The sequence below is a fragment of the Pseudoalteromonas sp. CO325X genome (assembly GCF_004208955.1).
In the GTDB taxonomy this organism is placed as follows: Bacteria; Pseudomonadota; Gammaproteobacteria; order Enterobacterales; family Alteromonadaceae; genus Pseudoalteromonas; species Pseudoalteromonas ruthenica.
In genome coordinates this window covers 18,673-41,731 of the sequence record NZ_SGPG01000011.1, presented here as the reverse complement: position 1 = coordinate 41,731, position 23,059 = coordinate 18,673, and the positions used below count along the sequence as shown (strand labels likewise).

The following is a 23,059-nucleotide window of genomic DNA, read 5'->3' as shown; positions in this document are numbered from 1 at the left end:
ACTCGGGTAACGCAGGAGCAGTTACCTGAGCGCGAATCAAGGTGGGAAAGATCACATCTCTTCTAACATGCCACGCGTGTAAGAAACCCATTGGTAAGCGGGAATACTTGCATCAAGATAGAAATCAGGTTGAATACCTTTACCGTCAATTGTCATTTCTGGAATTCGCAGGCTTTTACTAAGGCTGTAGTGCAGCGTTATATTCTTACTTGGGGAATCGACTTGGTGCATATTGGATATATCCAAAACACCACGCGTTGTAGCACCTAATAGTTTCACTTTGTAGCTTTGTTTTGCGGCAAGTAAAAACTGCTCAGCTGTGCTGCCATTACTCTCATCGATTAAAATACCCACCTTCTTTGGCAAAGGGTTAACGTTTTCTAACTTCTTTACGCTAACTGATTGTGCATCCAAATTAACAAATTGGCCTAGGCGTTGTTGCAGCGTTTTATAACCCTCTTTGGCCCACTTTTTATCGTCATCACTGAAATTCTCATCGTCGATAAACTTTAGCATTCTTGAATTATTCAGCGGTGTTGATAAAAATTCGACTTCTACATTGCGTATAGGGTTGGTGTAGATGATAGGTAATATTTCTTCATAACTGATATCACTACCACCGCCGTTGCCGCGTATATCTATGATAAGGTTTTCAGTATTTAGAATGGTTTCTAGGTTGTTTCTAATGACGGTATCAATATGTTTTTTCTCGGTATATGAAAATGATGGAATTCTAAGTAAGGCCGTTTCCTTACTTAATTTTTTAACCAATGGTGTTTTGGACGCCATAAGTTGAACATATTGAAGAACTTCAGCTTTGCTCTCTTCTTTGGGGTTCTGTCTTGATAAGGTTAGCCAATTATTCCCCAAACTAAGATGGTTTTGATCTATAAAGTCTACTGAATCTACATGACGTATAGAATGGTCAGCCATATAATAGATGGCTTTATAAGTACCATCATTTTCCTCATTGAGGATAAGTTTCAGTTGGCCTGGTTGCCACTTTGAATTTGTCGACTCAATCACATAGCCATTATAATTACTGCCTTCTTTTTTTAGTCCAACTGTATAGCTCGGCAAGCGCCATATGCCTTCTATATCCTCTTTGCTTTTATTATTTAAATGCTGTTGAAACTCTGTTTTATTAAAGTTGTGCACAGAAGAGTTATTTTTTTTTTTACATTGAGGCTGAGTCCTATATGGCCTTCACGAAAGAATAACAACCATTGTTGAAGCTTTTGGTGGCAGTCACTTATGCCGTCGGCATTTTTGATAGCCTTAAGAGATGCTTTATTATGTTCGAGGTAGTTTTTCTCGCCTTTTTGAGATAGCGCATACTGAAAGCCCGCATCATTGTTCTCAAAAGTTTTCTTTAGCCAATTAAATTCCTGTTCACAGCTATAGTCACTAGCGGTAGATACCAATGGAAAAAATGACAGTAAAAATGCTAACTTTTTCATAGGTGGCGAAGTCCTTTCGTATATAAGTAGGGGGTATGTCAGTACTATACCCTAATAAATATTAAACCTAGAGCTATCTTTTATATCTATTTGCGTTGGTAGCAGGGCTCTCTTGCGGCGGATTAAGTGCTATATGTACAACCAGCAGCTTTAGGGCGCTATTTTTATGCGGGGTTTAGATTATTATAGGTGAAGCCCTAGGCTGGCACCTTTTGATACTGCGATGTCTATGATCGCAGTTACTTTTTATAGGGCATGTCCCATATAGGATGCGACGAGTTGTAGGTCAGACTTTAGCCTGAAAACTGTGTAAGAAAATCTCGAGATCGTCAGGTCGCCAGCAGTATCTAAACTATTTCACTGAGTTGTCAGGCTAAAGCCTGACCCACAGATAACTAATTCAGATATGACGGGCAGGCTACTAGGTAACAGCTCCTGTGTTACCCTGCTACACCCTGCTACCGGCTTCTTTGGCGGCGGCAAAGCCTGATCTACAGGTATCACCTAATCCCGTTATGATTCGCGCTGGAGAAATTGGCTTTTGTTGTGGAGTGTGCTTAAAACAACTGAGCATGGATGCGAAGTTAGGTTTATCGAGTCAGGACGACGAGTTAAACCGTGTTGAAAGCTAAGCGGAGCGTTTAACAAAAACCTGAGTTCGTAAGCATTGGCGAATCACGGGCGCCCTAGGAGTTGTTAGAGGAAATGGGCGCGCATTTCCTCTAACCCGTTGTCGGCGGCCCGACAAGATCTAAACTGTGTCACTGAGTTGTCAGGCTAAAGCCTGACCTACAACGCTTGGCTAATGCGGCAAAGCCAGAGCTAAAAATAGTACCTTTGTCGGCGCAGAGCACCGACCTACAAGTATTCATTCAAGCAAGGCAGTCAGGTGTCCACTTCCCCCTTAATAACACAGGCTGCACGTGACTCTTCGTTAGCGTGTTGCCGCCACTGTATCACTAATCGATTGCCAAATCCGTGCGGGCAACAGCTGATGTAAATCTTCATTGAGAATAAGCAGGGCATCACTGTGTATTAGCTTATTGTCATCTTGTTTGCTGATTAATTGTTGCTCGCTGAGGTTGGCAATAAAGCTGGAAAGCACTTTTTTGTCAAAGAACTCGGGGCTCTTAATGCCATGCAAAGTGCCTAAACGCTGCGCCACGGCGGTGCTTTCTTTTTCCAGTTCTGCTGGACTCAAGCTTTTGTCTTCACTGAGTAAGCCAATGACTAAGGCGTAGCGCATCAAGGTGTGGTGTACCACTTTACCCAGCATTTCAAGCGTTGCTGGGTTATCGCCGTCTTTCAGTACTTCAAGCTGGTCGCCCTGTTCGCGGATCAGCCCTTGGTCAACAAAGCTACTAAGAATATTGTCGATATACTCATCTTTTAGCTCCAGTAAGAACCATTCTTTGGCAAACAGCGGGTATAGACGTTTAACCTGGGCTTTGCATTCGCTGCGGGTAATTCGATGGTTGTTAAACAGTTGTTGTGCAATAACGCTAGGCACGGCAAATAAGTGCAGCACATTGTTACGGTAGTAATTAAATAAGGTGCGCTCTTTTTCGGTGATGGCAATGATGTCGCCGAATTGATCTTTAAGCACATCAAACTTGTTGAGTGTCAGTGCATGTTCCAGTAATTGCTCGGCGTTTTGTTCGGGCAAGGTTATTTGTTCGCTTAATGGCGCATCGCTGAGCATGCGCAGATAGAAGTTCATTTGCTCAATTAGCTGCACCTTACTGAGCGCAAACTGGTCGTTAGTTAATAAAATGGTGGCTAATAGGTTGACCGAGTTGATGGCGGCAGCACTGTTAATATTGACCATAATTTCATCGGCTAGCTTGCTTACCTGAGAGCCTAGCCATGCTGGTTTTTGTACATCGGTAGGGTGAATGGCGTCGCGCCAATCGGGCTGTTGCTCATTAAGGAATTGATTAACGTTAATGGGGGCGCCAAAATTCACATTACCACGGCCATAGTTCTTCAGGTTTTTGATGGCTTTAAATACCCCAAAGACCGATTCGTTCTTTTTATTATTACCCGCCAATTCTTTTAGGTAGGTGTTAATTTCCATGACGTGCTCGTAACCAATATACACCGGTACAATAGAAATTGGGCGGTCAATCCCCCTTAGCATCGCTTGCAATGTCATTGCCAGCATTCCGGTTTTTGGGGGAAGTAAACGGCCAGTACGGCTGCGTCCACCCTCGGTATAAAACTTCACCGAGTAGCCTTTAATAAAGAGTTGACTGAGGTACTCTTTGAATACCGCTGAGTAGAGTTTATTACCGCTAAACGAGCGACGAATAAAGAACGCACCACTGCGACGGAATATCGGCCCTGCAGGGAAAAAATCCAGATTAATGCCGGCGGCAATATGCGGCGGTACTAAGCCTTGATGATAAATTACATACGTGAGCAGTAGATAATCCATATGGCTGCGATGACAGGGGACATAAATGACTTCGTGGCCTTTGTCGGTGAGCTCACGCACTTGTTCGGCGTAACGTACATCAATACCGTTATACAGCTTGTTCCAAAGCCAAGTTAAGATTCTATCGGCAACACGAACCATGGCATCAGAATAATTGGCAGCAACTTCATCGAGTAAACGTAAGGCGTTTTGTCGTGCTTCTTCATGACTTAAGCCTTTCGCTTTGGCTTCATCAGCAATGGCCTTTTTGATCGTCGGTGAGGCCAACAGTGAGTTAAAAAGCTGTTCTCTCGAGGGGAGTTTAGGCCCCGTAGCGGCCAACTTTTGACGGCGAAAGTGCACCCGCGCCACGCGAATAAGTTTGTGAGGTAGCTCGTCTTTATCCCCTTTTTCATGCACTAGTTGGGTTAAATCCAGCGGTTGGCTAAAGCGAATAAAGTTATCTCGCCCGGAAAACAGCACCACAAATATTTTGCGAAACCAGCTCGGTGTGAGCGAGTGAGAAATTAACGTTCCTAAACCAGGCTTTTCTTTTCCTGGATTACGGCCCCATAAAATGGTCACCGGTATTATTTGGATTTTCTGCTCTGGAGCTTGCTCTAACGCAGCGAAAATACGCTTGCCTTGTTCGGTGGCGTCACTGGGTTTACTCGTTGAGCCGAACAATGGCGGCGGGTTTTGGATACCAATAAAGCGTGGTAACGACTTTGAAGCCAGCAATTGTTCTTTGGTTGGATCTGGGAGGTTTAGGCGTCGACATACCTTGGCTAAGGCGGCGATATCGGTGCGCGAATTGAGTCGACCAATATAAAAGGTCGGTACGTTAACATCAAGCTCGTACTCCGTCACAGGCTCCTTGGGGAGCACCTTGGAGTTCACGCTCAAGGCGTTGAGGATGCGCGCTAAGAAATCGATACCACGGCTTAACACTTTCATGGAATGGGTCACTCACTAAAGCACTTTATCACTTTGCCACCATCGGCAATGGATAAGAAAACACAAAATAGTGCGATAGGATACCAAGTTATCACTGGACTGACCATTTTTGGGCAGGAAGCTGAAGGCTATTCATATTAGAAATCTTCACGTTAGCTTTTCTAATAAGGGGTTACTAATGCGTTGATTATAAAATAACCTGGCTTTAAGCTTGTTGTCAGTTCCCAAAATGGATAATACGAACAATGGCGCTTACATCAAGCATCAGGCTAGGTAATAAGTCGTATCCCTGGGACTGATTACCTCGTTACGAAGGACATGAAGAGGGCGTTTGCATAGCAGCAGCACCCTTGCTCTGTAGGCGTACTTCTTCTTGTCTAACGTACTTCTTTTATTATGCAAATAGTTGTTGCATTTATCACCAATCTCTCTATAATACGCAGACTTTCTTTGCCATAGGCTCGCCTAGGTAGAAGGAAGTTAAATATAGGCTTGGATTTCAAGCAATAAACAGGAGTTCCGATTTGGAACTCAACGTAGATATAAGAGAACAACCGACTCCTTAAAATATTAGGGATGCTTCGGCGGTTTTTTTATGCTCTTTTTAAATGCTCTTTTAATTGAGGTTTTAGAATGTCAAATCAACGCATTCGCATTCGCCTAAAAGCTTTTGACCACCGTTTGATTGACCAATCAACGGCGGAAATTGTGGAAACTGCGAAACGCACAGGTGCTCAGGTACGTGGTCCAATCCCACTTCCTACACGCAAAGAACGTTTCACTGTATTGATCTCTCCGCACGTTAACAAAGACGCGCGTGATCAGTACGAGATCCGCACCCACAAACGTCTGATCGACATCGTAGAGCCAACTGACAAGACTGTAGACGCACTTATGCGCCTAGACCTTGCTGCTGGTGTTGATGTTCAAATCAGCCTGGGTTAATCGGAAGATTAGAGAGGTTTTAGGAAAATGGCATTAGGTCTAGTCGGTCGTAAAGTGGGTATGACTCGCATCTTCACTGAAGATGGCGTATCTATCCCTGTGACAGTTATCGAAGCGACTCCTAACCGTGTTACGCAGATCAAATCTGACGAAACAGACGGTTATAACGCGCTTCAAGTAACCGCAGGCGAGAAAAAAGCTAGCCGTGTAAACAAACCAGCAGCGGGTCACTTCGCTAAAGCTGGTGTTGAAGCGGGTCGCGGTCTGTGGGAATTCCGTCTTAATGGCGGTGAAGGCGACTTTGAAGTAGGTAGCGAAATCACTGTTGATGTATTCAACGAAGTGAAAAAAGTAGACGTTACTGGTACTTCAAAAGGTAAAGGTTTCCAAGGTGGTGTTAAGCGCTGGAACTTCTCCATGCAAGACGCGACTCACGGTAACTCAATTTCTCACCGTGCTCCTGGTTCAATCGGTCAAAACCAATCACCTGGTAAGGTGTTTAAAGGTAAGAAAATGGCTGGTCAAATGGGTAATGTGCAATCCACAACTCAGAACCTTGAGCTAGTACGTGTTGACGCTGAGCGTAATCTGCTTCTAGTTAAAGGTGCAGTACCTGGCGCTATCGGCGGTGACGTTATCGTTAAACCTGCTGTTAAAGCATAAGTCCTGGAGATTTAGTGATGGAATTAGCAATTAAAGACGCGTCAGGCGCTCTTGAAGTTTCCGAAGCTACTTTTGGACGTGAGTTTAACGAAGCCTTAGTACACCAAGTAGTTGTTGCTTATGCAGCAGGTGCTCGTCAAGGTACTAAAGCTCAGAAGACACGTTCTGAAGTAAGCGGTGGCGGTAAGAAGCCATGGCGTCAAAAAGGTACTGGCCGTGCTCGTGCTGGTACAATCCGCAGCCCAATCTGGCGCAGCGGTGGTGTGACTTTTGCAGCTAAGCCGCAAGATCACAGCCAAAAAGTTAACCGTAAGATGTATCGCGGTGCGATTAAGAGCATCTTGTCTGAGCTTGTTCGTCAAGAGCGTTTAGTTGTCGTTGAGAACTTCGCTGTTGAAGCTCCTAAGACAAAAGAGCTTGTAGCTAAGCTTAAAGAGCTTGAGCTTAAAGACGTGCTTATCGTGACTGAGGAAGTAGAAGAAAATCTATTCCTTGCTGCACGTAACCTTTATAAGGTTGACGTCCGTGATGTAGCTGGCATTGACCCTGTAAGCCTAATCGCATTCGATAAGGTTCTTATTACTAAGGGTGCTGTTAAGCAACTTGAGGAGGCGCTAGCATGATCCGTGAAGAACGTCTTTTAAAAGTAATCCTTGCTCCACACATCTCTGAGAAGAGCACTGTATCTGCTGAAGAAAACAACACCATTGTTTTCAAAGTAGCAAAAGATGCAACTAAAGCTGAAGTTAAAGCAGCTGTAGAGAAGCTTTTCGAAGTAGAAGTAACTGGTGTTCGCACACTGAATGTTAAGGGTAAATCAAAGCGTACTGGTATGCGTTTCGGCCGCCGCAGCGACTGGAAGAAAGCCTACGTTACTCTTAAAGAAGGTAGCGAGCTAGACTTTGTCGGCGGCGCCGAGTAATAAGGGGAGTTAGAATTATGGCACTTCAAAAGTGTAAACCAACTTCTGCGGGTCGTCGTCACGTCGTTAAAGTGGTAAACCCTGATCTACATAAGGGTAAGCCATACGCTCCGCTTCTAGAGAAAAACTCTAAATCTGGTGGTCGTAACAACAAAGGTCGTATCACGGTTCGTCATATCGGTGGTGGTCACAAGCATCACTATCGTGTAATTGACTTTAAACGCACTAAAGATGGCATCCCAGCTAAAGTAGAGCGTCTAGAGTATGATCCAAACCGTAGCGCGAACATCGCGTTGGTTTGTTATGCAGACGGTGAGCGTCGTTACATCATCGCTCCAAAAGGTCTTAAGGCCGGTGATTCAATCCAATCTGGTGTAGATGCACCAATCAAGGTTGGTAATACATTGCCTATGCGCAATATGCCGGTTGGTTCGACTGTACACAACGTAGAGCTTAAGCCTGGTAAAGGTGCCCAGATGGCACGTTCAGCAGGTGCATACGTACAAATCCTAGCACGTGAAGGTCAATACGTGACTCTACGTCTTCGTTCAGGCGAAGTTCGTAAAGTTGAGTCAGACTGTCGCGCTACACTAGGTGAAGTAGGTAATGCTGAGCACATGCTACGTTCACTAGGTAAAGCTGGTGCTAACCGCTGGCGCGGTGTTCGTCCGACCGTTCGTGGTGTTGCCATGAACCCGGTAGATCACCCACACGGTGGTGGTGAAGGTCGTACTTCTGGTGGTCGTCACCCTGTATCTCCATGGGGCACGCCTACTAAAGGTTACAAGACCCGTAAGAACAAGCGTACTGATAAGTTCATCGTACGTCGTCGTACTAAATAATAGTTGAGGAATAGCCATGCCACGTTCTCTCAAGAAAGGTCCTTTTATTGACCTGCACTTGCTGAAGAAGGTAGAGAAAGCGTTGGAAAGCGGTGACAAGAAGCCAATTAAAACTTGGAGCCGTCGTTCAATGATCATACCTAACATGATCGGATTGACCATCGCTGTCCATAATGGTCGTCAGCACGTTCCTGTGTTTGTCACAGACGAAATGATCGGTCACAAACTAGGTGAGTTTGCACCTACACGTACTTATCGCGGCCATGCTGCTGATAAGAAAGCGAAGAAACGTTAAGGGGTTGAAGATGGAAGCATTAGCTAAACACAAATTCGCCTCTGGTTCGGCGCAAAAAGCACGTCTAGTTGCTGATCAGATCCGTGGACTACCGGTCGATCGCGCGCTAGAAATCCTGGCGTACAGCCCTAAAAAAGCGGCTGTGTTAGTTAAAAAAGTACTTGAGTCTGCTATCGCGAACGCGGAGCACAACGAAGGTGCTGACATTGATGAGCTTGTAGTAGCGAAAGTATTTGTAGACGAAGGTCCTACAATGAAACGCATTATGCCTCGTGCTAAAGGACGCGCAGACCGCATCCTTAAGCGTACAAGCCACATCACTGTTGTGGTTTCGGATAGCTAGGAGATATAAGTAATGGGACAAAAAGTTCATCCTACTGGTATTCGCCTAGGTATCTCTAAACCTTGGGTTTCTACCTGGTACGCGAATACAAAAGATTTCTCTGAACAGCTTTTTGGCGATCACAAAGTACGTTCTTTCCTTACTAAGGAACTTAAGAACGCTTCTGTGGCTAAAATCGTTATCGAGCGTCCAGCTAAATCAATCCGTGTAACAATTCACACAGCTCGTCCTGGTGTTGTTATCGGTAAAAAAGGCGAAGACGTTGAAAAGCTACGTCAAGCTGTAACTAAAATCGCTGGTGTACCTGCGCAAATCAATATTGCGGAAGTACGTAAACCAGAACTTGATGCACAACTAGTTGCTGACGGCATTGCCTCACAGCTAGAGCGTCGTGTTATGTTCCGTCGCGCAATGAAGCGTTCGGTACAAAATGCAATGCGCTTAGGTGCAAAAGGTATCAAAGTTGAAGTAAGCGGTCGTCTAGGCGGCGCAGAAATCGCACGTGCTGAGTGGTACCGTGAAGGTCGTGTACCTCTACACACTCTACGTGCTGATATCGATTACGCAACTTCTGAAGCTTCAACCACTTACGGCATCATCGGTGTTAAAGTATGGATCTTCAAAGGCGAAGTAATTGGTGGTCTTCCACTAAACGCTGAGCAAGAGAAGCCTGCTAAACGCGGACCGAAGAAAGCCAAGAAAAGTGCTAAGTAGGAGTAGCGAGTAATGTTACAGCCAAAACGTACAAAATTCCGTAAGGTGCACAAAGGCCGCAACCGTGGTCTTGCACAAAACGGTAACAAAGTAAGCTTCGGTACTTTCGGTCTTAAAGCCACTGGCCGTGGTCGTATGACTGCACGTCAAATCGAAGCAGCTCGTCGAGCTATGACACGTCACATCAAGCGTCAAGGTAAAATCTGGATCCGTGTATTCCCAGACAAGCCAATCACTGAAAAGCCGCTTGAAGTTCGTATGGGTAAAGGTAAAGGTTCTGTTGAATACTGGGTTGCTGAAATTCAGCCTGGTAAAGTACTTTACGAGATGGAAGGTGTTTCAGAAGAGCTTGCTCGCGAAGCATTTAACCTAGCTGCTCGTAAATTACCTTTCAAAACCACTTTTGTAACTCGGACGGTGATGTAATGAAAGCTAGCGAACTTAAAGACAAAAGCGTAGAAGAGCTTAACGCTGAACTTATCGAGCTTCTTCGTGAGCAGTTCAACCTGCGCATGCAAGCAAGCACTGGTCAGCTAGCTCAATCTCATATGCTACGTAAAGTACGTCGCGATATCGCGCGTGTTAAAACGGTTATCAACCAGAAGGCAGGTGCATAATGAGCGAGAAGATCCGTACTCTACAAGGCCGTGTAATTAGCGACAAGATGGACAAGTCTTTCACTGTTGCTGTGGCACGTTACGTGAAGCACCCGGTATACGGTAAATTCATGAAGCGTACAACCAAGTTGCACGTGCATGACGAGAACAACACTGCTCAAACAGGCGATACAGTTACTATTCGTGAATGTGCGCCTATCTCTAAGACTAAGTCTTGGACTTTGGTAGACGTTGTTGAGCGTCCTAAGAAAGCTTAATTTTATTAAGTTTGATTAGACGACTGAAAAGCCCCGGCATATGCTGGGGCTTTTTGTTGTTGGCGACCTTAAACCTTGGTGTCATAATGGGTTCACTTACCTAGTTTTCTCTAGCCCAGCTCGAAAAAGGGGCCGCAATGAGCACCTCAATACAAGACGTATTAATCCTTGGCAATGCGCCAATCAAAGACAATTTAGCTGCGCAGGTCGATGCCTTTGAGCGCGTAGTACGTTTTAACTTTTGTGCCGGAATGCCCGTAAATTTGGGTAGCAAGTGCACTGACTTATGGTTAACTGGACGCGGACGTCAGGCTGCAAAACTGTTGCAACAGCCTATCGCTGTAGACCTTGGGCGATTACAAAATGTGGTGATCACTGACCCGCCTGCACAGCCTGTTATGCAATCACTATTTCGACTGATCCGTCGTCAAGGAAAGTATGATCATGGTGCGGCACTGCTGGCTAAGTTCGCCCAAAGCCAGTCTGGTTGGCGTGTTAGTAAAGAGACTCGCAAGCAGTTACTAAAGCGTTTACATACTTATGGTAAACCGCAATATAAGCCAGTTTGTCCGAGCTCGGGTACCTTAGCGATTGACCACTTCTTACAGCAAGGCCACCGCGTTACTATCACCGGGTTTGGTTTTCAGGGTTGGAAGCGGCACCCTTGGGACTTAGAGCAGCGTTATGTTGCCGAACTTGTCGATACTGGCAAGTTACAGTGGTTAACCTGAACAAAAAGCGTCGAGACGACATAGCCTCAGATATCGCTTAACTTGGCATTATGCCATGGTACTTCTAAACTGAGTTTATCAATCACAGCTGTGTCGTGTAGATGAAAAGTGCAGTACCTATTTTTTTAATCCTGTTTTTGCTCTGTGGCAGCGCCAGTGCCAAGACGGTGCGATATATCGAGCCCTTTTTTGGCGATGCGACCAGTGATAACAGTTTTCATATCCAAGTTCTCAAACGTGCACTGAGTTTGTCAGAGGCCAAGTTTGGTGCAATTTCTGCGCAAGCAATAGATACACCTATGTTGCAAGGAAGGCAATTTCGCGCATTGTCGCGCGCCGATATTGACGTATTGTGGTCGATGACGTCCCGTGCCCGTGAGCTTGACGCCCGACCTATTCGCATACCACTTACAATGGGACTCATTGGCTATCGCGTCTTTGTTATTAAGCAGCGAGATCGCCATCGCTTTGCCACATTAACTAGCAAAGCACAACTACAGCAACTACTTGCGTTGCAAGGCCATGATTGGCCGGATACGGAAATTATGAGTAGTAATGGTTTTAAAGTGCGTGGCGTAAGTTGGCATCAAAGTATGTATAAATTACTGGCCGAAGATAAGTTTGATTATTTTCCTCGGGGCGTCCTTGAAATTGGCGCTGAGGGGGAAGGGTTAGCGGCCTATGCGCTGACTATAGACTCCAAATGGGTGCTTCATTACCCCGCCGCAAGCTATTTTTTTGTGCGTCATGAAGATGCCTCATTAGCGCAGCGCTTAGAGTATGGTCTGGTGGCCATGCTGCAAAGCGGCGAGCTAAAAGCTATGATTCTCAATAACCCACACCATATTAATGCGTTGCGTATGCTTAACTTCTCTGATCGCGAGTTTATTCGCTTGGATAATCCGCTCCTTCCCGATAGTACACCCACGCTGGACCCGAAATACTGGCTCACACCACAAGAATTATCTGAATTAGTGTATTAAGCGCTTGACCTTAAGCTAGGTTCAGGTTTTACAGTTTCGCTATCACACTGATAGTAAAGGAACTGAAGCATGACCCCTATGAACCAATATCTACAGGCACTAAGTGTTCGCAACTACGAGAATTCATTCGCGCAAGTTAACCAGTTGATCCGCTCTCATTTACAGCAATTTGCCTTTAGCAGCATCAATTCGCTACTCGGTAGAACGCTGAGTTTAGCGCCTGATGATTTAACCGAAAGAGTGGTTATCAAGCGCCAAGGAGGCTACTGCTTCGAGCACAATAAGCTGATGTACACGTTACTTCAGAGCTTGGGTTATGAGGTTCGTCCAGTGATTGCCAGGGTCATGGTTAATGGTCGCAATGACAATCCCCGTTCCCATCGCTTAACCGTATTACGGTGGCAGCAAAAAAACTTTCTAGTTGATGTCGGCTTTGGCGTACTGACGCCGGCTGTAGCAATAGAGCTGGATAACACTGCTATACAGTCCGCCTTTGGACGGCAGTATCGTGTAGAGGTACGAGATGGTGAATATTTAGTATGGCAGGTTGCTCCCGAGCAAGTGTGCTTATATCAGGTTTCTTTGGCGAGATTTTACGAACAGGATTGTGAAGTCGCTCACTTTTATAGCCACCGGCATGATAAGGCGGCGTTCGTCAATAACCTGGTGGTGTCTCGTATTACTGCTGAGCAACGGTGGTTGTTGCGCAATGACAGCTTTACTCACTTTGAGCTAAAACAAGGACGATGGCAACAACACCAGCAGGCTATACGCAGTGTTGATCATTTGCACTGTTTGCTGAGCAATCAACTGCAGATCAATATTAGCTTGGCAGATTCGCAGCTGCTTTTTCAGCGCTTTGTGAATAAAGTTGAGGCAATAAAAAGCCGCGCATAATGCGCGGCTTGATGCATTTAAGCGACCATTTGTCGCAGCACGTATTGCAAGATTCCACCGTGCTTGTAGTAATCCCACTCTTTGGGCGTGTCTATCCTTACATCGGCTTTAAACTCGGTTTTATTGCCATCCTCGTCGGTGGCTATAATCTCAAGTTCATCGGCTTTATCGAATAGGCCATTAATATCGAAGGTTTCTTTGCCAGTTAGCCCCAGCTCTTCGTGCCCTTCGCCTTCTTTAAATTGCAGGGGGAGCACGCCCATGCCGATTAGGTTCGAACGGTGTATACGCTCGTAGCTTTTTGCAATCACGGCTTTTATGCCTAGCAATAAAGAGCCCTTTGCAGCCCAGTCACGCGACGAGCCTGTGCCGTACTCTGCGCCAGCAAGCACGACCAATGGCGTGCCTTGCTCTTGGTACTGCATCGCAGCATCGTAAATACTGGCAATGTCATCCTCGGGCTGAGTGCGAGTAATACCGCCCTCGGTGCCGGGGGCAAGCTGATTGCGCAGACGGACATTAGCGAAGGTGCCACGCATCATTACTTCGTGGTTACCGCGACGTGAGCCGTAGGAGTTAAAGTCGCCTTTAGCTACGCCATTTTCAAGTAAATACTGGCCTGCGGGAGCATCGGCTTTGATGGCACCTGCTGGTGAGATATGGTCGGTCGTTACCGAATCGCCTAACTTGGCAAGACAGCGCGCGCCCTCAATCGTTGGAATACCTGGGGCTTCCTTACTCATGTTGTCAAAGAAAGGCGCTTTACGGATATAGGTTGAGTCGTCGCTCCACTCGTAACGCTTTGCCTCTGGCACCTTAATATTGCGCCAGCGTTCGTCGCCTTTGTAAACGTCGGCGTAGCTCTTGGCAAACATTTCTTTGGTGACAGTCGATTTCACCAAATCAGCCACCTCGCTAACCGATGGCCAAATATCTTTTAGATAGACATCTTCGCCATTGCTATCTTGCGTCAGGGGCTCGTTGTATACATCTATATCGGTGCGCCCGGCAATAGCATAAGCGACGACTAAGGGCGGCGAGGCCAAAAAGTTCATCTTCACATCTTGGTGAATACGACCCTCGAAATTACGGTTACCGGAAAGAATCGAGCTTACCACGAGTTTGTGCTGAGAAACGGCTTCTTGAATTTCATCAGGTAGCGGGCCAGAGTTACCGATACAGGTTGTACACCCGTAGCCTACTAGGTTAAAGCCAAGGGCTTCCAAGTCGTCCATTAATTCAGCTTTTTTCAGGTAATCAGTGACCACCTGAGAGCCTGGCGCTAAAGACGTCTTCACCCAAGGCTTAACGTTTAGCCCCATCTCTTTGGCTTTTTTCGCGACCAAGCCCGCAGCAAGAATGACACTGGGGTTGGAAGTATTGGTACAGCTAGTGATCGCGGCGATGACGCAGGCACCATCGTTTAACTCGAATTCTTCACCCTTGTAGTTTACTTTGGCAACACCGGTGACCTCAGGTTCAGTTTTAGACTGCTTCGGTTGTCCGCCTTCGGAAACGATACGAGCTTCGTCTTCAACTTCCAATGCTTTCTTCTCTGCGCGTTCATCTTGGAAGCCGCGCAGATGTTTGGTAATGGTGTCACCCGCTTCATTGAGCGGAATGCGGTCTTGTGGGCGTTTTGGCCCTGCTAAGCTGGGTACAACGTCACCTAAGTCGAGCTCCAAGGTGTCGGTGTACATAGGTTCGTCGCCTGGCTCTCGCCACATGCCTTGATGTTTGGCGTAAGACTCAATGAGTTCGATTTGCTCATCGCTGCGATTTGTGAGCTTAAGGTACTCGAGAGTTTCTTGGTCAATCGGGAAAATACCGCAGGTGGCGCCATATTCTGGTGCCATATTAGCGATAGTCGCGCGGTCAGCGAGCGGCAAGTCTGCCAGGCCGTCACCGTAGAACTCCACAAATTTACCTACAACGCCTTTCTCTCTGAGCATCTGCGTCACTGTGAGTACTAAATCGGTAGCGGTGGTGCCCTCGGGGAGCGCGCCTTTGAGTTTGAAACCAATCACTTGTGGGATCAGTAGACTTATTGGTTGGCCTAACATCGCTGCTTCGGCTTCGATACCGCCCACACCCCAACCTAATACACCTAGGCCATTAATCATGGTGGTGTGTGAATCGGTGCCCACGAGGCTATCGGGGTACGCTACGCGCTGGCCATTGTCCTCTTTGGTAAATACCACACGTGCTAAATATTCGAGGTTAACTTGGTGAACAATACCGGTTGCCGGTGGCACAACTTTCAAGTTATCAAAAGCAGTTTGACCCCAACGTAAAAATTCATAGCGCTCTTTATTGCGCTCGTATTCAAGTTTGGCATTCAGGTCAAAGGCACCGTCTTTACCATAGCTATCAACTTGGACCGAGTGGTCAATGACTAACTCAGCCGGCGATAACGGGTTAATCTTGCTGGGGTCGCCGCCTAATTGCTCCATGGCATCGCGCATGGCTGCTAAGTCGACGATAGCCGGTACACCAGTGAAGTCTTGCATCACTACCCGAGCGGGTGTGAACGCGACTTCTTTACTTGGCTTGGCACTAGGGTCCCAATCAAGCAGAGCTTGAATGTCGTCTTTGGTAATGTTTTCGCCATCTTCATGGCGCAGGAGGTTTTCGAGTAAAATTTTCAACGAAAATGGTAAACGTTTCGCAGCATTACCGAGCGGACGAAGAGAGTGGATATGATATTGCTCAGCATTAACAGTAAGCTGTTCAAGCGTTTTGAAGCTGTTGTTCATTGTGACCCCTTTTATTTTTCCATTATTCCTTCATGGGTAACGCAAGATGCGATCCAACATGAATAATGCCCTTGACTATGACTAAATTTTAGTCATAAATTAGAAGTGGGGTAGAAAAGGATGTTTTCAAGGGGTCTTAGAGTTATCCAAAAGAAATAGGCTTGCGTCCGGTACGCTCATCTCGTTGTGGCTTTTTGGCTTTTTGTTTTTTTGCAGGAGTGTGAGTTTTAGCTTCTGGATGGGGCTTAGGTTGTCGTTGCACCATATTCTCTGCCGCGCTTAACGCAAATAGCTCGCCATTGAAATACAAGGTGTCTCCTGCACGCATTTTCTTGCGCTTTTGTGTGCAGACCTCTCCGTTAACACCTACGTAGCCGTCGGCGATAAGTAGTTTAGCATGGCCACCACCTTCAGCTAAGTCGAGCACTTTTAAGAGCTTACATAGCTCAATAGGCTCTTCCTCTAATTGCACTTCAATCATGTCGTCATTCATAGTTGAACCAAAGCGAATCATTATTACGTACAGTATACCCGATAGGCTGCACCACAATGAGAAAATTTGCACTGAACTCATGCAAAATTTACCACTCTAATTGCTGTGACCTTCATGAAAGTGCCATTGAGGCCTATTAAAATAGCGCTTTGAGATTTTGGCGCAGTATTTGCTGGTAAGTGCCAGCCAAATATTTCAGGTAGGTGTAATGGCCCACCAACTTTAACAAATGGAGCTAAGAAAATGGGCGCAAGACAAGCTGTATTCGAAGAGCTTTTAAGTAGTAAATTTGCAGACCATTGCAGTGCAGAGCAAGTCCGTACATCGTTAACACGTGCTATTAAGGCTAATTCGCCACAACGTGAGTTGCTCTTCACTTTGTTATCTCGTTTTAATGACAATCATAACCGCATTCTGTACCAAGGGCACAGTGGCGAAGCTGAGCTTACTTATTGCCACCATAAGTTGTTCAAAGAAGTGACTTATCATAAAGATAGCATCAATAAGTGGTTGGCGAATCACGGTGTAAACACAGTAAACCTTTAGCCACTACAACAATGAGTTTATATACGAGCAGCACCTTGTGCTGCTTTTTTAATTGCTGTAAATTGATTGATTACAAATGTAATCAGTTGGTGAGTAATGAAGGAATTATTACTATTTATCGGTATTTTCGTTTTGGCAGGCTGCCAAAGTGCTCGCATTCATATAGTCGCGCCGAGTTTTGATAAGCAGCAAAAGCAGCAGCTAGCACAGCATTTTGCTGATCAAAACTTGAAGGTTAACTTTGCTCAAGGAGTGCTTGCCCCGAGCGAGTTCAATGAGGCAAGCATCACCATGAGCCCAACATTTGCTGACTTCAAGTTATTGGGCTTAGTAAAGGATGCGCTGCGCAGCGCAGGTTATTACAAGGTGGACGAACTGCGTTTCGCTCAGCAGCAACAGTTTTATTATGAAGGGCACATCGGTGTCTATTTATTGTTACCTAAAGAGCAAAGGTTGCCTTTGTATGTGGAGAGCGAGGATTGCACCCCTTATCGCACGTTAATGCTAACGCCAGAGGGTCGATGGCAGCTTGATGATTTTGTCTCAAAACCTCTCGCTGGTACTTGGCGTCGCCAAGGTGACCGTGTGGTTTTAACTAGCGATAGCGGCGTTGATACCCACCTTCATTATGAGCGTACCACGCGGATAACCTACCGGGGTGAGCGCCCGGCGCATGTACTTAAAGCGTTGCCAGGCACACAAGGTGCATTCAAGTGCACCTTTGTTGCTATTAATATGAATTAAAGACGATATTAGTCGTTTAATGCGCTAACGATGAAGTACGGATTAAGGTAGCTGTCTTTTTGGTTGTAGCGCAGTGGCTCACCTTCAATCGTTGTGACCCGGGCTCCGGCAATTGCGGCAACAGCATGCCCGGCGCCGGTATCCCACTGGGATGTCGGCCCTAAACGTGGATATATATCAGCTTCTCCTTCGGCGACTAGGCATAGCTTGAGCGAACTGCCTTTAGCGACCATATCAACCTCATCGAACTGAGTAAGGTATTGCGCTAACTCCTCAGATGGGTGCGAGCGACTGCCGACCACTCTTATTAACCCTTGGTTTTGCTTTGCTGTCACTTTAAGCTCAATGCGCTCTTCGCCTTGTTGTTTAAAGGCGCCAATCTCTTTTGCAGCAAGATAGCTGACTCCCAGAGCGGGTGCATCAACGACACCCAGTACCGGCTCACCCTTGTCAATCAGCGCAATATTGACTGTAAACTCACCATTTTTCTTGATAAATTCTTTGGTTCCGTCGATAGGATCAACGAGCCAGTAACGTTGCCACTGCTGGCGCTGCTGCCATGAAATACCCGCGTTTTCTTCGCTGAGAATGGGAAGCTCCGGAGTCAGTGCTTGAAGCCCTGCGACGATCACCTTGTGAGCCGCTAAATCGGCTTCAGTGACCGGGCTTTTATCATCCTTATACTCCACGGCGAAATCTTTATTATAGATTGTCATCGCAGCTTGGCCTGCGTCACGAGCAAGGTCGAGGATATTTTCTAGCAACTCTGGAGGGTTCATACTCTAGCCTATGATATTTCGGGTACGTAAATGAGCAATGAGCTGGGCGACACATGCTTGTACATCCAACTCAGCGGTATTTAGTGTGAGCTCGGGATGCTGTGGAATTTCATAATCGGAGTCAATGCCTGTAAAGTGGGCAATTTCTCCAGCACGGGCCTTTTTGTATAAGCCTTTTGGATCGCGCTGCTCGCAGGTTGCCAATGGCGTATCAAGGTATACCTCAATAAACTCATGCTCTTGCACTAAGTTACGAACCATATCACGCTCGGCTTGAAAGGGAGAAATAAAGGCGGTCAGTACCAACAAACCCGCATCTACCATGAGTTTGGCACTTTCGCCAACACGGCGGATATTTTCCTTACGATCAGCATCGCTAAACCCTAAATCACCACACAAACCATGGCGAACATTATCACCATCCAGTAAGTAAGTATGATGACCTAAATGATAAAGCGCTGACTCTAAGGCCCCGGCAATGGTACTTTTTCCTGAGCCTGAAAAGCCAGTAAACCAAATAATGCAACTTTTATGCTTGTTAAGCTGTTGGCGCTTGGTTTTATCGACACCATGGTGGTGCCACACAATGTTTTCGTCCATTTCTCGGTCTCGATATTAAAATGGAAAGACATAAGTAATGAGGCTGAGCACTACCACCGCATAGGCGATAGACATGATCACGCCTATACGGGCAAAATCGGCAAAGCGATACTGCCCCGCATTCATTACAATCATATTGGTTTGATAACTATAAGGGCTTATAAATGCGGCACTAGCGCCATAAGCAACAGCCATGGCAAAGGGCATCAAATTCACCTCCAAGGAGCTGGCCAAGCCATAGGCCAATGGAAACATCAGCGCCGCAGCGGCATTATTGGTGATAAGCTCAGTCATCACCACGGTGATCACATACACCACTATCAGCGCGACAAACGGTGTGAGCGCGCTGTAGCCAGCCAACCATTGTTGTAAGGCTTGCTCTGCTCCGGAGCCGCTGAAAGCATGAGCTAAGCCCAGTGCTGAGGCAATAATAATGACTAGCTCAAAAGGAAAGCGCCTTTTGAGTTCTTGGCCATCAAGCACCTTAGTGGCTAACAGCAAGGCAATAAACAGCAGTAGCCCTTGCACCAAGGCAATCGTCCCCGTCGCCGCCAGGGCGATAACAGCGGCAAACCCTGCCAATAAAGTGGCTTCACTTTTACGGCCATAGGTTTTATCAACCTCATGTTCACTGACGAAATAAAAGTTTTTATCCAGGTTGGAGCGATTATGAAAATCATGACCGACCGCGAGCATAAAGCGATCGCCCGGGCGGATTGTCACTTCGCCAAGCTTTCCGGAGAGGCGCTCACCATTGCGATGAATAGCTACCACAGCGGCGTCGAACTTCGCACGAAAGCCCGTTGCCTTTAAGGTTCGTCCCACAAGCGTTGAGGTGTGTGTGACAATCACTTCTTGTAGGTTCGAGCTCAATAGTCCATTGCTGTCGGCAAATAAAGTTAAGCCCGGGATGCGCTGTAAGGCGGCGACGCTGTGCACATGACCGGTAAAAATAAGCTTATCGCCAGCTCGCACTTTGTTCTCTGGCCGTACGGGGCTTATCAACCTTCGCTCACGGACAATCTCAACCAGAAACAGACCATCAAGATCACGCAAGCCATTTTTTTCTATGGTTTTACCAATGAGTGGTGAGTCTGCATTGACCTTTGCTTCAAGGAGATACTCTTTGTGCTCACCTTCTACCCTTGGGTAGTTTGGCAGCAGTCGCCGACATAAAATCAGTACGGCTATTCCACTTAAGGTGACTGCGATACCTATGGGTAAAAAGCTAAACATGGCGAGGTTGAAGCCATCATATTGCTGCGTAAAGCTATTTACTATGAGGTTTGTTGAGGTACCAATAAGCGTGGTTGTCCCTCCTAAAATGGCAGCATAGGATAGCGGGATAAGTAGCTTAGAAGGTGCGTGATACTTATTGCGAGTAAGGGGCCCTACCAATGAAGCAACTACGGCGGTGTTATTCAAAAAAGCTGAAGCGGCAGCGGTCACGGTGCTTACTTTAACAATACTGGCTCGCAATGATGGGCTGACGATACCTTTAGCAACGTGCTGTAACAGCGACGTGCGTTCCAAGGCGATAGACACCAACATTAACAACACCAGAGTGACTAAGCCAGTATTAGTAAAGTTGCCAAGTAATGTTGGGGTATCGATATACCCCAACACATAGCAGCCTAATAATGCAGCGAAAAAGAGTGTTGCTGGGCGTACATGAGTGAGTACCAACCCGGCAAACAACGCGATTATAATCGCTGCATAAAAGACCACATCCATCGTTTATTTCAACTTGCTAATATCGATGGCTTGCCAATGCGGGAAGTGCTTACGTACTAAGGCATTGAACTCGATTTCAAAATCGCTGTACTGAGCGTTATGCTGAGACGTTTGAGTCGCTAGCACTTGCTCGACCATTCCCGCTCCCACAGTCAGGTTACTGAGACGATCAATAAGAATAAAGGCGCCGGTTTCGCGGTTATCACGATAAATATCGGCCATCATCGGCTCGGTCAACTCCAACGTGACGATGGCAATTTCGTTGAGCTGTAAGCTTTCAGCTTGACCCTTTTCTAGAGTATTGACGTCAATGGTGTGGTCAATGCGTGACACCACCGCTGCGGTTTTTTTAGTACCTAGCTTGAAATTATAGGTTTTACCCAACTCTAAGGGTTGCTCATGCATCCATACCAATTTTGCTTGCAGTTGGTTGGTTGCTTGCGCACTTGAGTGCGCGGGCACAATGACATCCCCACGGCTTACGTCAATTTCATCGTTCAAAGTCATAGTGATAGCTTGACCTGCCTCAGCATGATCAAGGTGACCATTGAAAGTGACCAACTCCTTGACGCTGGATATTTTACCTGAAGGCAGTACTTTTACGGCATCACCGACTTTAAATTGTCCTGACGTAATGGTTCCTTGGAAGCCCCTAAAGTCAAGGTTCGGACGTACTACATATTGCACCGGTAAGCGTGGCTCAAAGCCGTTATCGGTCGCTGCTGCAGGCGAGTCTTCTAATAGCTCTAGTAGCGGTTTGTCGGTGTAGTAAGGAGTATGCTCTGAGCGAGTAACCACGTTATCGCCTTTAAGCGCCGACATCGGTACGAACTTAATGTCTTTAACATTAAGTTGCTCAGCAAATTTTAAGTAGTCCGCCTTAATTTTTTCATAAACAGTTTCATCAAAGTCGACAATATCCATTTTGTTAATCGCGACGACGAACTGTTCAATGCCTAGTGAATCACAGATAAAGCTGTGACGTTTGGTTTGTACTTGCACGCCATAGCGAGCATCAACCAAAATGACAGCAAGATCGCTGGTTGATGCACCCGTTACCATGTTGCGGGTGTACTGTTCATGCCCTGGAGTGTCGGCAATGATGAACTTGCGCTTGGCGGTAGAGAAGTAACGATAGGCCACGTCAATGGTAATACCTTGCTCACGCTCAGCTTGCAAGCCATCGACTAACAGCGCTAAATCAAGCTCTTCACCCGCATTCCCGACTTTCTCATTGTCTTTATGCAGTGCGGCTAACTGATCTTCATAGATTTGGTGACTATCATGTAGCAAACGACCAATTAAGGTTGATTTACCGTCATCGACACTGCCACAGGTTAATAAACGCAATAAACTTTTGTCTTGTTGACGTGCTAGATAGGCTTCGATGCCTAGCTCTTTGACTTCATTAGCAGTTGCTGACATTAGAAATACCCCTCACGCTTTTTCTTCTCCATAGACCCTGCTGAATCATGGTCAATGACCCGACCCTCACGCTCTGATGAGGTTGATAGCAGCATCTCCTCGATGATCCCCGTTAGTGAGTCAGCCGTCGACTCGACTGCTCCAGTCAGAGGGTAGCAGCCTAAGGTACGAAAACGCACCGACTTCATTTGTGGCTGTTCACCTTCATTAAGAGGCATACGTTCATCGTCCACCATGATTAGGGTGCCGTCACGTTCGACCACCGGACGCTCTTTTGCTAGGTACAGCGGCACAATCTCGATGTTCTCTTGATAGATATATTGCCAAATATCCAGCTCAGTCCAATTTGAAAGTGGGAATACACGAATACTTTCACCTTGGTTTACTTCACCATTGAAAGTGCTCCATAGTTCTGGACGCTGGTTTTTTGGGTCCCATCTGTGATGCTTGTCACGGAATGAATAAACTCGCTCTTTCGCACGCGATTTCTCTTCATCACGGCGAGCGCCACCGAAGGCGGCGTCGAACCCGTATTGATTCAAGGCTTGTTTCAAACCTTGAGTCTTCATTATGTCAGTGTGCTTGGCCGAACCGTGCTCAAAGGGGCTGATATTCATTGCCAAGCCCTCAGGGTTTTTATGCACTAACAAGTCAAAGCCATATTCTTTGGCCATGCGATCGCGAAAGGCAATCATTTCCCGAAACTTCCAGTTAGTGTCTACATGCAGCAAAGGGAAGGGGATCTTGGCTGGATAAAACGCCTTACGTGCTAAATGGAGTAACACCGATGAGTCTTTACCAATGGAGTAAAGCATCACCGGGTTGTCAAACTCAGCCGCAACCTCGCGGATGATTTTGATACTTTCAGCCTCAAGTTGCTGAAGATGGGTTAAAGCCATAGCTTCCGTCCTACTAATTTCTAGATAAACCTGTTAATACC

Annotated in this window: 27 protein-coding genes; 17 read left to right on the top strand and 10 right to left on the bottom strand. The window is 46.4% G+C overall.

Going from position 1 to position 23,059, the window contains the following annotated elements:
• Window positions 1–51: 51 nt before the first annotated feature.
• Together EXT46_RS04465 and EXT46_RS18975 are read right to left on the bottom strand one after the other, a co-directional pair.
• On the bottom strand, window positions 52–1,158 hold the full coding sequence (locus EXT46_RS04465; RefSeq protein ID WP_240701084.1) for a S41 family peptidase: 1,107 nt from the start codon (window positions 1,156–1,158) through the stop codon (window positions 52–54).
• The gene (locus EXT46_RS18975) at window positions 1,119–1,460 is read right to left on the bottom strand and encodes a hypothetical protein (protein ID WP_240701083.1); all 342 of its coding nucleotides are present in this window, start codon (window positions 1,458–1,460) and stop codon (window positions 1,119–1,121) included. Before EXT46_RS18975 ends, EXT46_RS04465 begins: the two co-directional genes overlap by 40 nt.
• A gap of 437 nt (window positions 1,461–1,897) precedes the next feature.
• Here EXT46_RS18975 and EXT46_RS04460 point away from each other — a divergent pair, with 437 nt between their 5' ends.
• Complete coding sequence (locus tag EXT46_RS04460) at window positions 1,898–2,092, top strand: hypothetical protein (protein WP_130145451.1); 195 nt, start codon at window positions 1,898–1,900, stop codon at window positions 2,090–2,092.
• A gap of 302 nt (window positions 2,093–2,394) precedes the next feature.
• Here the strand turns inward: EXT46_RS04460 and plsB are convergent, their stop codons facing one another.
• A complete protein-coding gene (gene plsB, locus EXT46_RS04455) occupies window positions 2,395–4,833 on the bottom strand; it encodes a glycerol-3-phosphate 1-O-acyltransferase PlsB (protein WP_022944319.1) in 2,439 nt (812 codons plus the stop codon).
• A 633-nt stretch (window positions 4,834–5,466) separates the two neighbouring features.
• Here plsB and rpsJ point away from each other — a divergent pair.
• The 14 genes from rpsJ (at window position 5,467) to EXT46_RS04385 (ending at window position 13,042) form a co-directional block, all read left to right on the top strand.
• Entirely contained in the window at window positions 5,467–5,778 is a 312-nt protein-coding gene (gene rpsJ, locus EXT46_RS04450) for a 30S ribosomal protein S10 (protein ID WP_010376390.1), read from the top strand.
• Window positions 5,779–5,805: 27 nt separating this feature from the next.
• Window positions 5,806–6,441, top strand: coding sequence for a 50S ribosomal protein L3 (rplC, locus tag EXT46_RS04445; RefSeq protein WP_022944317.1), 636 nt, complete (start codon window positions 5,806–5,808; stop codon window positions 6,439–6,441).
• 17 nt (window positions 6,442–6,458) lie between these two features.
• Window positions 6,459–7,064, top strand: coding sequence for a 50S ribosomal protein L4 (rplD, locus tag EXT46_RS04440; protein WP_022944316.1), 606 nt, complete (start codon window positions 6,459–6,461; stop codon window positions 7,062–7,064).
• Window positions 7,061–7,363, top strand: a complete 303-nt coding sequence (rplW, locus tag EXT46_RS04435; protein WP_022944315.1) for a 50S ribosomal protein L23 — start codon at window positions 7,061–7,063, stop codon at window positions 7,361–7,363. The genes rplD and rplW overlap by 4 nt, the downstream gene beginning before the upstream one ends.
• A 17-nt stretch (window positions 7,364–7,380) precedes the next feature.
• Entirely contained in the window at window positions 7,381–8,205 is an 825-nt protein-coding gene (gene rplB / locus EXT46_RS04430; protein ID WP_022944314.1) for a 50S ribosomal protein L2, read from the top strand.
• 16 nt (window positions 8,206–8,221) lie between these two features.
• Window positions 8,222–8,500, top strand: a complete 279-nt coding sequence (gene rpsS / locus EXT46_RS04425; RefSeq protein WP_010367084.1) for a 30S ribosomal protein S19 — start codon at window positions 8,222–8,224, stop codon at window positions 8,498–8,500.
• Window positions 8,501–8,510: 10 nt separating this feature from the next.
• Entirely contained in the window at window positions 8,511–8,843 is a 333-nt protein-coding gene (rplV, locus tag EXT46_RS04420) for a 50S ribosomal protein L22 (protein ID WP_022944313.1), read from the top strand.
• Between the two features lie 12 nt (window positions 8,844–8,855).
• Window positions 8,856–9,557, top strand: coding sequence for a 30S ribosomal protein S3 (gene rpsC, locus EXT46_RS04415; protein ID WP_022944312.1), 702 nt, complete (start codon window positions 8,856–8,858; stop codon window positions 9,555–9,557).
• 12 nt (window positions 9,558–9,569) lie between these two features.
• Complete coding sequence (gene rplP / locus EXT46_RS04410) at window positions 9,570–9,983, top strand: 50S ribosomal protein L16 (protein WP_022944311.1); 414 nt, start codon at window positions 9,570–9,572, stop codon at window positions 9,981–9,983.
• Window positions 9,983–10,174 carry a 50S ribosomal protein L29 gene (rpmC, locus tag EXT46_RS04405; protein WP_022944310.1) on the top strand — a complete coding sequence of 64 codons (192 nt, stop codon included), beginning with the start codon at window positions 9,983–9,985 and terminating at the stop codon, window positions 10,172–10,174. Before rplP ends, rpmC begins: the two co-directional genes overlap by 1 nt.
• On the top strand, window positions 10,174–10,431 hold the full coding sequence (gene rpsQ / locus EXT46_RS04400; protein WP_022944309.1) for a 30S ribosomal protein S17: 258 nt from the start codon (window positions 10,174–10,176) through the stop codon (window positions 10,429–10,431). Before rpmC ends, rpsQ begins: the two co-directional genes overlap by 1 nt.
• 137 nt (window positions 10,432–10,568) lie before the next feature.
• Window positions 10,569–11,162, top strand: a complete 594-nt coding sequence (locus tag EXT46_RS04395) for a hypothetical protein (protein WP_130145449.1) — start codon at window positions 10,569–10,571, stop codon at window positions 11,160–11,162.
• Window positions 11,163–11,263: 101 nt separating this feature from the next.
• Window positions 11,264–12,145, top strand: coding sequence for a hypothetical protein (locus EXT46_RS04390; RefSeq protein ID WP_130145447.1), 882 nt, complete (start codon window positions 11,264–11,266; stop codon window positions 12,143–12,145).
• A 69-nt stretch (window positions 12,146–12,214) separates the two neighbouring features.
• Entirely contained in the window at window positions 12,215–13,042 is an 828-nt protein-coding gene (locus EXT46_RS04385; RefSeq protein ID WP_130145445.1) for an arylamine N-acetyltransferase, read from the top strand.
• A 17-nt stretch (window positions 13,043–13,059) separates the two neighbouring features.
• Here EXT46_RS04385 and acnA read toward each other — a convergent pair whose 3' ends face one another.
• Both acnA and EXT46_RS04375 read right to left on the bottom strand, forming a co-directional pair.
• Window positions 13,060–15,798 (bottom strand): aconitate hydratase AcnA, encoded by a 2,739-nt coding sequence (gene acnA / locus EXT46_RS04380; protein ID WP_022944305.1) that lies wholly within the window; start codon window positions 15,796–15,798, stop codon window positions 13,060–13,062.
• 142 nt (window positions 15,799–15,940) lie between these two features.
• Complete coding sequence (locus tag EXT46_RS04375; protein ID WP_045979796.1) at window positions 15,941–16,291, bottom strand: RNA-binding S4 domain-containing protein; 351 nt, start codon at window positions 16,289–16,291, stop codon at window positions 15,941–15,943.
• 243 nt (window positions 16,292–16,534) lie between these two features.
• Between EXT46_RS04375 and EXT46_RS04370 the strand changes: the two genes are divergently transcribed.
• Both EXT46_RS04370 and EXT46_RS04365 read left to right on the top strand, forming a co-directional pair.
• The gene (locus tag EXT46_RS04370) at window positions 16,535–16,837 is read left to right on the top strand and encodes a hypothetical protein (RefSeq protein WP_022944303.1); all 303 of its coding nucleotides are present in this window, start codon (window positions 16,535–16,537) and stop codon (window positions 16,835–16,837) included.
• 96 nt (window positions 16,838–16,933) lie between these two features.
• Window positions 16,934–17,581 carry a hypothetical protein gene (locus EXT46_RS04365; protein WP_022944302.1) on the top strand — a complete coding sequence of 216 codons (648 nt, stop codon included), beginning with the start codon at window positions 16,934–16,936 and terminating at the stop codon, window positions 17,579–17,581.
• A gap of 8 nt (window positions 17,582–17,589) precedes the next feature.
• Here EXT46_RS04365 and cysQ read toward each other — a convergent pair whose 3' ends face one another.
• Genes cysQ through cysD form a run of 5 tightly spaced genes read right to left on the bottom strand, consistent with a single transcriptional unit; the run spans window position 17,590 to window position 23,018 of the window.
• Complete coding sequence (cysQ, locus tag EXT46_RS04360) at window positions 17,590–18,360, bottom strand: 3'(2'),5'-bisphosphate nucleotidase CysQ (protein ID WP_130145443.1); 771 nt, start codon at window positions 18,358–18,360, stop codon at window positions 17,590–17,592.
• A gap of 3 nt (window positions 18,361–18,363) precedes the next feature.
• Entirely contained in the window at window positions 18,364–18,960 is a 597-nt protein-coding gene (gene cysC, locus EXT46_RS04355) for an adenylyl-sulfate kinase (RefSeq protein ID WP_053911718.1), read from the bottom strand.
• 15 nt (window positions 18,961–18,975) lie between these two features.
• Window positions 18,976–20,694 carry an SLC13 family permease gene (locus EXT46_RS04350; RefSeq protein WP_130145441.1) on the bottom strand — a complete coding sequence of 573 codons (1,719 nt, stop codon included), beginning with the start codon at window positions 20,692–20,694 and terminating at the stop codon, window positions 18,976–18,978.
• Window positions 20,695–20,697: 3 nt separating this feature from the next.
• The gene (gene cysN, locus EXT46_RS04345) at window positions 20,698–22,119 is read right to left on the bottom strand and encodes a sulfate adenylyltransferase subunit CysN (RefSeq protein ID WP_130145439.1); all 1,422 of its coding nucleotides are present in this window, start codon (window positions 22,117–22,119) and stop codon (window positions 20,698–20,700) included.
• Window positions 22,119–23,018 carry a sulfate adenylyltransferase subunit CysD gene (cysD, locus tag EXT46_RS04340; protein WP_045979801.1) on the bottom strand — a complete coding sequence of 300 codons (900 nt, stop codon included), beginning with the start codon at window positions 23,016–23,018 and terminating at the stop codon, window positions 22,119–22,121. Before cysD ends, cysN begins: the two co-directional genes overlap by 1 nt.
• Between the last annotated feature and the right edge of the window lie 41 nt (window positions 23,019–23,059).